The following is a 10807-nucleotide window of genomic DNA, read 5'->3' on the forward strand; positions in this document are numbered from 1 at the left end:
CAGGCACAGGACAGCTCGCAGGCATGTTCGATTTCAATATCGTGTTCCAGCAACACCTCGCAGATGTTTTTGCCGGTTTCGGCGTTGTCGATCACTGCGCCTTCGGGGCAGAGGTCGGCGTGGGGCAGCACAATCAGGCGTGGCATGGAGGGTCCTTATAGCTCGGAAATTTTCTGGCCCTTGAGTGCGCGCTGGATGTTGCGATCCATGCGGCGGGCGGCAAAGTCTTCGGTGGCCTTGTTCAGGCGATGGGTGGCCTGGTTGACCTGCAGGGTGGTCTGGCTGGAAATGGCTTGTTCCAGTTGCTGCAACACCTGCTGGATGGCGCTGGTTTCTTCGGCAGTGAGCAGGTCGCCATCGATGCGCAGCGCAGCCAGCGTGGCATCGCGCAGGCTGTCGGCATCGACAATGGCTTCGCGCAGTTTGCGCGCTTCGATGTCGTCCTGTACATGGGCCAGCGAGTCGCTCAGCATCTGGCTGATGGCGTCATCGGACAGGCCATAGGAGGGTTTGACCTCGATGCTGGCTTCCACGCCACTGGTCATTTCGCGGGCGGAGACCGCCAGCAGGCCGTCGGCATCCACCTGGAAGGTGATGCGGATGCGGGCGGCACCGGCCACCATGGGCGGAATGCCGCGCAACACGAATTGCGCCAGGCTGCGGCAGTCGGCCACCAGTTCGCGCTCACCTTGCAGCACATGGATGGACATGGCGGTCTGGCCATCCTTGAAGGTGGTGAATTCCTGCGCACGCGCCACCGGAATGGTGCTGTTGCGCGGGATGATCTTTTCCGTCAGGCCGCCCATGGTTTCGATGCCCAGCGACAGCGGAATCACGTCCAGCAGCAGCCATTCGTCCTCGCCCTTGTTGCCGGCCAGCACATTGGCCTGGATGGCGGCGCCCAGCGCCACTACCTTGTCCGGGTCCAGATTGGTCAGCGGCGGCTGGCCGAAGAAATCGGCCACGGCTTTCTGGATATGCGGCATGCGGGTGGCACCGCCCACCATCACCACGCCCTTGACGTCCTCGGCGCTGATGTCGGCATCGCGCAGCGCCTTGCGCACCGGCAGCAGGGTCTTGTCGACCAGGGTCTTGGTGATCTGGCGGAAGGTGTCCTGGTCCAGTGTCAGGTCGATGGCATGGCCATCGGACAGGATGGCGGTGATGCGGGTGTCGCTGTGTTCGGTGAGTGCCTCTTTGGCTTCGCGGGCGCGGGTCAGCAACAGCCGGGTGTCCTGGGCGGACAGGCCGTGCAGGTCGGCTTGTTCCAGAATCCAGCAATACACGCGGTGGTCGAAGTCGTCGCCGCCCAGCGCGGAGTCGCCGCTGGTGGACAGCACTTCGAACACGCCACGGGTGAGCTTGAGGATGGAGATGTCAAAGGTGCCACCGCCCAGGTCGTACACCACATAAGTGCCTTCGGCACCGTTATCCAGGCCATAGGCAATGGCGGCGGCGGTCGGTTCGTTCAGCAGGCGCAAGACGGTGAGGCCGGCCAGGCGCGCGGCATCCTTGGTGGCCTGGCGCTGGGCGTCGTCAAAATAGGCCGGTACGGTGATCACCGCCCCGGTCAGTTCGCCGCCCAGGGCCGCTTCGGCACGCTGGGTCAGGGCGCGCAGAATGTCGGCCGAGACTTCCACCGGGCTTTTCACCCCGGCAGCGGTATGCAGCTGCACCATGCCGGGTGCGTCGACAAAGCGGTAGGGCAGGCTGCCGGCGTCCTTGATGTCGGACAGGCCACGCCCCATGAACCGCTTTACCGAGGTGATGGTGTTGTGCGGGTCATGGTTCTGTTCGCGCTGGGCATCGTGGCCCACCGTCACGCGGCCCCCCTCCTGATAGCGGACCACCGAAGGCAGCAGGCTACGGCCGAATGCGTCGGCCAGTACCGTGGCGGAGCCACTTCTTACCGTGGCCACCAGCGAGTTGGTGGTGCCAAGATCAATCCCCACCGCCAGGCGGTGCTGGTGCGGGGCGGCGGACAGGCCGGGTTCGGCGATTTGTAGTAGAGCCATGACGGATTCTTTATTGTTGTCGCGTGAGCAGAAACATCAGCGGTGCCAGTGATGACGGCTTAGCCAAGCAGGGTTTCGATGGCGTCGCCGATTTCCTGATCGAGTTTTTCCAGAAAGCGCAATTTTCGCACCATGACCGCTGCGGCGTCCAAGTCTGCTGCGTGGTCCAGCGCCTCGCCCAGTTCGGCTTCCAGTGCGCGCTTGTCGCTGCGCAGGCGAGAGGACAGGACTTCCAGTGCGTCGACATCACTGTTGTCGCGGGCTTCTTCTATGCTTTCGCGCCATTCCATCTGCGCCATCAGGAAGTCCAGCGGCATGCTGGTATTGGTTTCTTCCTGGGTATCCACCCCTTGCAGCGACAGCAGGTAACGGGCGCGGCGCAGCGGGCTTTTCAGGGTCTGATAGGCTTCATTGACCTGGGTGGCCTGCATCAGCGCCATGCGCTTTTCCGCATCCGGGCTGCTGGCGTAACGGTCGGGATGGACGGCGGCGGCGGCGGCACGCCAGGATTGTTCGAGTTGCTGGCTATCCAGCGCGAAACGGCGCGACAGGCCGAACAGCTGAAAGAAATCCCGGGAGAATTCGGTGGTCATGGCCTTGGGCTGGGAAACTGCTGGTTGACTGGCAGATGGCCGCCAGCGGCGGCCATCCACGACAGTGTGGCGCGAAGGGGCGCAATCAGACGTTGAAGCTTTCGCCACAACCACATTCGTTTTTCACGTTGGGGTTGTTGAACTTGAAACCTTCGTTCAGCCCTTCCTTGGTGTAGTCCAGTTCAGTGCCGTCCAGATAGGCCAGGCTCTTGGCATCGGTGAATACGGTGACGCCATGGCTCTCGAAGGTGATGTCGTCCTCGATGGCCGAGTCGACGAACTCCAGCTTGTAGGCCATGCCGGAGCAGCCGGAGGTTTTCACCCCCAGACGGATGCCCAGGCCCTTGCCGCGCTTGGCCAGAAACTGGCTGACGTGGTTGGCCGCGCTGGCGGACAGAGTGATAGCCATGTCGTGCTCCTTACTTGCCGTGCTTTTGCTTGTAGTCGCTCACTGCGGCCTTGATGGCGTCTTCGGCCAGGATGGAGCAGTGAATCTTTACCGGCGGCAAGGCCAGTTCTTCGGCGATGGCGGTGTTCTTGATGGCCATGGCTTCATCCAGCGACTTGCCCTTGACCCATTCGGTGACCAGGGACGACGAGGCAATGGCCGAGCCACAGCCGTAGGTCTTGAATTTGGCGTCTTCGATCACGCCGTCGGCGTTGACCTTGATCTGCAGCTTCATCACGTCGCCACAGGCCGGTGCGCCCACCATGCCGGTGCCCACGCTGTCATCGCCCTTTTCGAAGGAACCCACATTACGCGGGTTCTCGTAGTGATCCATCAACTTGTCGCTGTATGCCATGGTTCTCTCTCCTGCTGGCGGGGCCGGCCATACCGGCTGGCCCACCCCGCAAATCATTGAATGTTCAGTGTGCGGCCCACTGTACCGAATTCAGGTCTACGCCTTCCTTGAACATCTCCCACAGCGGGGACAGTTCGCGCAGCTTGCCGATTTTATCTTTCAAAAGCGCAATGGCGAAGTCGATTTCTTCTTCGGTGGTGAAGCGGCCCAGGGTGAAACGGATGGAGCTGTGGGCCATTTCATCGTTGCGGCCCAGGGCACGCAGCACGTAGGACGGCTCCAGCGAGGCCGAGGTACAGGCCGAGCCGCTGGAAACGGCCAGGTCCTTGATCGCCATGATCAGGCTTTCGCCCTCGACGAAGTTGAAGCTGACATTGAGGTTGTGCGGTACACGCTGGTCGATGTCGCCGTTGATGTACACCTCTTCCATGTCCTTGATGCCGTTCCACAGGCGGTCGCGCAGCATGCGGATGCGTTCGCTCTCGCTGTCCATCTCTTCGCGGGCCAGGCGGAAAGCCTCGCCCATGCCGACGATCTGGTGAGTAGGCAGGGTGCCGGAGCGGAAACCGCGCTCATGGCCACCGCCGTGCATCTGGGCTTCCAGGCGCACGCGCGGCTTGCGGCGCACATACAGGGCACCGATGCCCTTGGGGCCGTAGGCCTTGTGGGCCGACAGGCTCATCAGGTCCACCTTCAGCACATTCATGTCCATCTTGACCTTGCCCGGCGCCTGGGTGGCGTCGACATGGAAGATGATGCCTTTTTCACGGCAGATTTCGCCAATCTGCGGAATGTCCTGGATCACGCCGATTTCATTGTTGACGTACATCACCGACACCAGAATGGTGTCCGGACGGATGGCCGCCTTGAATTCCTCGATGTCGATCAGGCCGTTTTCCTGCACGCCCAGATAGGTGACTTCAAAGCCCTGGCGTTCCAGCTCGCGACAGGTATCCAGCACCGCCTTGTGTTCGGTCTTGACGGTGATGATGTGCTTGCCGCGGCTCTTGTAGAACTGGGCGGCGCCCTTGATGGCCAGGTTGTCGGACTCGGTGGCACCGGAGGTCCAGACGATTTCCTTGGGGTCGGCATTCAGGAGCTTGGCCACTTCTGCCCGCGCATTCTCTACCGCCTCTTCTGCCGTCCAGCCAAAGCTGTGGCTGCGCGACGCCGGGTTGCCGAACTGCTCGGTCAGATAGGGAATCATCTTGGCGGCAACACGGGGATCGACCGGGGTAGTGGCCGAGTAGTCGAGGTAGATGGGAAGCTTGAGCTGACTCATTATCAATTCTCCGGGTATGCGGTGCGCTTACAGAGCGCTGGAGGCGGAGGCGGCCACACGGGGGCTGCTTTCGCGCTTGTCCTGCATTACATTGCTATCTTTGGCGGCTGCTTCCTTGGCGCGCTGCTTTTCAACCAGGCTGCCCAGGGTGACCTTGGCCAGGTAGTCGAAAATGGTGGCGTTCAGGTTGGTCCACAAGTCGTGGGTCATGCAGCGGTGATTGTCGTGACAGTTTTCGCGGCCGCCGCACTGGGTGGCGTCAACCGGCTCGTCCACGGCGGCGATGATGTCGGCAACCGAGATATCGGCCGGAACGCGGGCCAGGGTGTAGCCGCCGCCAGGGCCGCGTACGCTGTCTACCAGTTCGGAACGGCGCAGTTTGCCAAACAGTTGTTCCAGGTAGGAAAGGGAAATGCTCTGGCGTTCGCTGATGCCGGCCAGTGTCACCGGGCCATTGGCTTCGCGCATGGCAAGGTCCAGCATGGCGGTTACCGCAAAGCGGCCTTTGGTGGTGAGACGCATGATCTTAAACTCCGGTGGGTGGTTGGGCTTATTATACCCAATTCCCGACTATTTTGGTCAACTATAAATTCATCCATGCGTGCATGGTTGTTGCAAAGCATCCCGACCTGCGACGCAAGTGCAGCAAAGTTGAGCATTTTACTAGGTTTATAAACGGCCGGGGGCATTAATTACAGGCTGTGCTGGGCTTGGTGTATCATTCGAGCAAACGCCCGTTTACATGGGTGCAATCACAGATGCTGCCTGTTGTGTGCCGTTGTCTGCCGCGGGTCGTGGTGATGGCGGCACGGATGGCTGGCGGCGTCTTTGTCAGAGAGACAGGGAATATGAAGAAAGTGGTCATCAGCGGTACCGGCCTATTTACCCCGCCGCATGCCGTCAGCAACGAAGAGCTGGTTGTGGCTTTCAATCACTATGTTGCCGCCTACAACCAGCAGCATGCCGCAGAAATCGCCGCGGGCAGCCTGGCGGCGCTGGCCGAGTCCAGTGCCGAATTCATCGAGAAGGCTTCCGGCATCAAGCAGCGCTATCTGATGAACAAGGAAGGGGTGCTGGATCCGGCGCGGATGACGCCCTACCTGCCGGAGCGCAGCAACGACGAGCTGTCCATCCAGGCCGAAATGGGCGTGGCAGCGGCCACGGCGGCGCTGGCGCAGGCGGGCAAGACCGCCGCTGATGTCGACATGGTGCTGGTGGCCTGCTCCAATATGCAGCGCCCCTATCCGGCGGTGTCCATTGAAATCCAGCAGGCGCTGGGGGTGCAGGGTTATGCCTTCGATATGAATGTGGCGTGTTCTTCCGCCACCTTTGGTATCCAGACCGCGGTGAATGCCATCCAGAGCGGCCAGGCGCGCGCGGTGCTGGTGATCAGCCCGGAAATCTGCTCGGCCCATCTCAATTTCCGCGACCGCGACAGTCATTTCATTTTTGGCGATGCCTGCACCGCCATTGTGCTGGAAGCGGCCGAGTCTGCCTCCGCGGCCGAGCAGTTCGAGATTCTGGGGACCCGCCTGGCCACGGTGTTTTCCAACAATATCCGCAACAACTTCGGCTTCCTCAATCGCTGTGACGAGCAGGGCATCAGCCAGGTCGACAAACTGTTTGTGCAGCAGGGTCGCAAGGTGTTCAAGGAAGTGTGCCCCATGGTGGGCGAGCACATCGTGCAGCATCTGGAAAGCCTGGACATCCAGCCGCAGCAGGTCAGCTGCTTCTGGCTGCATCAGGCCAATCTGGCGATGAATCAGCTGATTGCCCGCCGCGTGCTGGGGCGCGATGCCACCGAACAGGAAGCACCGGTGATTCTGGACCGCTACGCCAATACCAGCTCGGCAGGCTCGATCATTGCTTTCCATCTGTGCCGTGACGCTCTGCAAAGCGGTGATGTTGGTGTCATTTCCTCGTTTGGTGCTGGGTATTCAGTCGGCAGTGTTGTGGTTAAAAAGTGCTAGTTTTTGCCTGACAACTGCTGTGCACGCGCAATAAATGACCGAAAACAGGGGTGGGGTGCTTGTCAAACTGCCCCTCTCTGCATAATGTATCCGACCAAAGCAGCCCAAAAGGCGCTTAAAGAGATCGGACGATCGATAAAAAACACGAAGTCTGTACAAAGGAAAAGGAAAGAACACATGCAAGCTGCAAAAAAAATGCTGCTGGCCGCCGGCCTGATCGCCTCGGCCTCGATGGCCGCGCAAGCTGCTGGTACGCTCGTATATTGCTCGGAAGGTAGCCCGGCCGGTTTCGACCCGGGTCAGTACACCACAGGTACCGACTTCGATGCCGCTGCCGAAACCGTGTTCAACCGACTGGTGCAATTCCAGCGCGGCGGCACCAAGGTGGTGCCGGCACTGGCCGAAAAATGGGATGTGGCGGCCGACGGCCTGTCCTATACCTTCCATCTGCGCAAGGGCGTGAAGATTCAGACTACTGATTACTTCAAGCCGACGCGTGACTTCAATGCGGATGACGTGGTGTTCACCTTCGACCGCATGCTCAATAAGAACAACGCTTTCCGCAAAGCCTACCCGACCGAATTCCCGTATTTCACCGATATGGGCATGGATGAAAACATCACCAAGGTCGAAAAGCTGGATGCCAATACCGTCAAGTTCACCCTGAAGAGCATCGATGCTGCCTTCCTGCAGAATCTGGCGATGAGTTTTGCCTCCATCCAGTCGGCCGAATACGCCGACAAGCTGCTGAAAGCCGGTACGCCGCAACTGCTGAACCAGCAGCCGGTAGGTACGGGTCCTTTCATCTTCAAGCGCTATCAGAAAGACGCCCAGATCCGTTTTGCTGCCAACAAGCAGTACTGGGACAAGGTTGACGGTCCTAAAGTCGACAATCTGGTATTTGCCATTACCACCGACCCCTCGGTCCGTTTCCAGAAGCTGAAGGCTGGCGAATGCCAGATTACCGCTTTCCCGCGTCCGACCGACATCGCCGCCATGAAGGCCGACAGCAAGCTGAACGTGATTTCCCAGGCCGGCTTCAACCTGGGCTACCTGGCCTATAACGTCAAGCACAAGCCGCTGGACAAGCTGGAAGTGCGTCAGGCACTGGACATGGCTGTCAACAAGAAAGCCATCATCGACGCCGTATACCAGGGTGCTGGCCAGGCAGCCACCAACCCGATGCCGCCGACCCAGTGGTCGTATAACAAGAGCCTGAAAGACGCGCCGTACAGCGTGGACAAAGCCAAGGCGCTGCTGGCCAAGGCCGGCTACCCGAACGGCTTTGACATCACCCTGTGGGCGATGCCGGTACAGCGTCCGTACAACCCCAATGCCAAGCTGATGGCCGAAATGGTCCAGGCTGACTGGGCCAAGATCGGCGTCAAGGCCAAGATCACCACCTACGAATGGGGTGAGTACATCAAGCGCGCCAAGGCGGGCGAACACGATGCCATGCTGATCGGCTGGACTGGCGACAATGGCGATCCGGACAACTGGCTGGGCACCCAGCTGGGTTGCGAAGCCATGAACGGCAACAACTTTGCCAAGTGGTGCTACAAGCCGTTTGAAGACCTGCTGCAAAAAGCCAAGCGCACCACCAATGTGGCCGAGCGCACCAAGCTGTACATGAAGGCACAGGAAATCTTCAAGCAGCAGCTGCCTTATACCACCGTGGCCCACTCCACCGTGGTGCAGCCGATGTCCAAGTCGGTGGTTGGCTTCAAGGTCAGCCCGTTCGGCCTGAACTCCTTCTACGGCGTCAGCCTGAAGTAATACCTGCATGCTTCCCCACGGGGAGGTGTTGAACATCGGGGGCGCAAGCCCCCGATGTTTTGCATGTAACACTGCCCTATCCTTCCATTAGAGAAGGACGCGCAGTTGCCGGCAGCACGGATGGGGAAGGCCAGCCGGAAGCAGGACGAGGAGCAGGACGCACCGCCTGGTGTGCCGTGCCATGGTCGCAGGCTTGACCTGTATCAAAGGCATGGCCAGCGCCGGGTGATATCGTTCACTCCGTCGTGGCGAAGACGTGGCTGATATAGGTGGGTGGTTCAGCTGGCGTCTTCTGCCCGACACCCTCGTTGTGCCTCCTTTTGCTGTCCCGCCTTCCTCCCTGTTACCGGTACCGTCATCCAATCCACGCTTTGGGTCTGAATTAACGGTGTCCATCTGCCATGCTGCCAGGCAGTGTGGATTCACGGGAGAAGTACGTATGTTGTCTTTCATCTTTCGGAGGCTGGGGCTGCTGGTCCCCACCTTTTTCGGCATTACCCTGCTGACTTTCGGCCTGATCCGCATGATTCCCGGCGACCCGGTGGAAGTCATGGTGGGTGAACGCACGCTGGACCCGCAGATGCATGCGGATGCCATGCACCGTCTTGGCCTGGACAAACCGCTGTATGCGCAATACGTCGATTACATCAGCAATCTGCTGCATGGCAATCTGGGTGAGTCGCTGGTGACCAAGAGCAGCGTCTGGGGCGAGTTCAAGACCTTGTTCCCCGCCACGCTGGAGCTGGCGCTGGCCGCCATGGTTTTTGCCGTGGTGTGCGGCCTGCTGGCCGGGGTGATTGCCGCCATCAAGCGCGGTTCCATCTTCGACCATGGCGTGATGGGCATTTCGCTGACCGGTTTTTCCATGCCGATTTTCTGGTGGGGCCTGATCCTCATCATGTTTTTCTCGGTCAAGCTGGGCTGGACCCCGGTTTCCGGCCGGCTGGACCTGGCCTATGACATCACCCCGCGTACCGGCTTCATGCTGATCGACACCTGGCTGGCCGAAGCAGCCGATCCGGCCGCCAATGCCGGGGCCTTCAAGGATGCGCTGATGCATCTGATCCTGCCGGCCATCGTGCTGGGCACCATTCCGCTGGCGGTGATCGCGCGGATGACCCGCTCCTCCATGCTGGAAGTGCTGCGCGAAGACTATGTGCGTACCGCACGGGCCAAGGGCCTGTCGCCGGCGCGGGTGATCTTTGTGCACACCCTGCGCAATGCGCTGATTCCGGTGCTGACGGTAATCGGCCTGCAAGTGGGTACGCTGATGGGCGGCGCGGTGCTGACCGAAACCATCTTCTCCTGGCCCGGTATCGGCAAATGGCTGATCGATGCCATCAGCCGCCGCGATTACCCGGTGGTGCAAAACGGCATCCTGATCGTGGCCACGCTGGTGATCGTCACCAATTTCATCGTGGATATTCTGTACGGTGTCGCCAATCCGCGTATCCGTCACGCCAAATAACGCTTGCAGGTATCGTCATGACTAATGCAAACACCACTACTGTCGCGTCGGCCGCCGAAGATGCCGCGCTGAGCTACCCTTCGCCATTCAAGGAGTTCTGGCAGGGCTTTTCCTATAACAAGGGCGCGGTGGCCGGGCTGATCTTCATGAGCATTGTGCTGCTCTGCGCCATCCTGGCCCCTGTCGTGGCACCGTACAGTCCCATCGAACAGTACCGTGACCATCTGCTGACGCCGCCGGCCTGGCTGGATGGCGGTTCCACGGCCTTCCTGCTGGGCACCGACGAACTGGGTCGCGACATCCTGTCGCGCCTGATCTACGGTGCCCGCCTGTCGCTGTTCATCGGTCTGTGCTCGGTGCTGCTGGCGCTGATTCCCGGCGTGGTGCTGGGCCTGCTGGCCGCTTTCTTCCCCAAGGTATTGGGTGGGGTGATCATGCGCGTGATGGACATCATGATGGCGCTGCCCTCGCTGCTGCTGGCGGTGGCCATCATGGCCATTCTGGGACCTGGCCTGATGAATGCCATGATCGCCATTGCCACGGTGTCCCTGCCGGCCTATGTGCGGCTGACCCGTGCCTCCGCCATGACCGAGTTGAACCGTGATTACGTCACCGCCTCGCGCGTGTCGGGTGCCGGGCTGTTCCGCCTGATGTTCAACACCGTGCTGCCCAACTGCATGGCGCCCTTGATCGTGCATGCCACCATGAGCTTCTCCTCCGCCATTCTGGAAATCGCCGCCCTGGGCTTTCTGGGTCTGGGCGTGCAACCGCCTACGCCGGAGTGGGGCACCATGCTGGCCTCGGCCCGTGATTACATCGAACGCGCCTGGTGGGTGGTGTCGCTGCCGGGCCTGACCATTTTGCTGTCGGTATTGGCCATCAACCTGATGGGTGACGGCC

At 60.5% G+C, this 10807-nt stretch carries 10 protein-coding genes and 1 pseudogene; 4 read left to right on the forward strand and 7 right to left on the reverse strand.

Going from position 1 to position 10807, the window contains the following annotated elements; genetic code table 11:
- The 7 genes and pseudogenes from JHD64_RS19900 to iscR all read right to left on the reverse strand — a co-directional run.
- Positions 1 to 146, reverse strand: a pseudogene (locus JHD64_RS19900) (ISC system 2Fe-2S type ferredoxin); the annotation flags it as partial.
- A gap of 9 nt (positions 147 to 155) precedes the next feature.
- Positions 156 to 2015 (reverse strand): Fe-S protein assembly chaperone HscA, encoded by a 1860-nt coding sequence (hscA, locus tag JHD64_RS19905; RefSeq protein WP_199055256.1) that lies wholly within the window; start codon positions 2013 to 2015, stop codon positions 156 to 158.
- Between the two features lie 59 nt (positions 2016 to 2074).
- Positions 2075 to 2608: a Fe-S protein assembly co-chaperone HscB gene (hscB, locus tag JHD64_RS19910; RefSeq protein ID WP_199055258.1), complete on the reverse strand. Its 534-nt coding sequence runs from the start codon at positions 2606 to 2608 to the stop codon at positions 2075 to 2077.
- A gap of 85 nt (positions 2609 to 2693) precedes the next feature.
- Positions 2694 to 3017 carry an iron-sulfur cluster assembly protein IscA gene (gene iscA, locus JHD64_RS19915; protein ID WP_103524974.1) on the reverse strand — a complete coding sequence of 108 codons (324 nt, stop codon included), beginning with the start codon at positions 3015 to 3017 and terminating at the stop codon, positions 2694 to 2696.
- Positions 3018 to 3027: 10 nt separating this feature from the next.
- Positions 3028 to 3411 carry a Fe-S cluster assembly scaffold IscU gene (iscU, locus tag JHD64_RS19920; protein WP_059286360.1) on the reverse strand — a complete coding sequence of 128 codons (384 nt, stop codon included), beginning with the start codon at positions 3409 to 3411 and terminating at the stop codon, positions 3028 to 3030.
- 64 nt (positions 3412 to 3475) lie between these two features.
- Positions 3476 to 4693, reverse strand: coding sequence for an IscS subfamily cysteine desulfurase (locus JHD64_RS19925; protein ID WP_059286361.1), 1218 nt, complete (start codon positions 4691 to 4693; stop codon positions 3476 to 3478).
- A 27-nt stretch (positions 4694 to 4720) separates the two neighbouring features.
- Positions 4721 to 5215: a Fe-S cluster assembly transcriptional regulator IscR gene (gene iscR, locus JHD64_RS19930; protein WP_059286362.1), complete on the reverse strand. Its 495-nt coding sequence runs from the start codon at positions 5213 to 5215 to the stop codon at positions 4721 to 4723.
- 326 nt (positions 5216 to 5541) lie between these two features.
- On the opposite strand from iscR, the gene JHD64_RS19935 reads away from it, so the two are divergent.
- The 4 genes from JHD64_RS19935 to JHD64_RS19950 form a co-directional block, all read left to right on the forward strand.
- Positions 5542 to 6663 carry a beta-ketoacyl-ACP synthase III gene (locus JHD64_RS19935; protein ID WP_199055260.1) on the forward strand — a complete coding sequence of 374 codons (1122 nt, stop codon included), beginning with the start codon at positions 5542 to 5544 and terminating at the stop codon, positions 6661 to 6663.
- A gap of 177 nt (positions 6664 to 6840) precedes the next feature.
- Positions 6841 to 8439 (forward strand): ABC transporter substrate-binding protein, encoded by a 1599-nt coding sequence (locus JHD64_RS19940; RefSeq protein WP_199055262.1) that lies wholly within the window; start codon positions 6841 to 6843, stop codon positions 8437 to 8439.
- 439 nt (positions 8440 to 8878) lie between these two features.
- Entirely contained in the window at positions 8879 to 9907 is a 1029-nt protein-coding gene (locus tag JHD64_RS19945) for an ABC transporter permease subunit (protein WP_059286365.1), read from the forward strand.
- A gap of 17 nt (positions 9908 to 9924) precedes the next feature.
- The coding region (locus tag JHD64_RS19950) for an ABC transporter permease subunit (RefSeq protein ID WP_199055264.1) at positions 9925 to 10807 on the forward strand (883 nt) is incomplete at its 3' end.

Source organism: Aquitalea sp. ASV15 (assembly GCF_016429115.1).
Lineage (GTDB): Bacteria > Pseudomonadota > Gammaproteobacteria > Burkholderiales > Chromobacteriaceae > Aquitalea > Aquitalea magnusonii.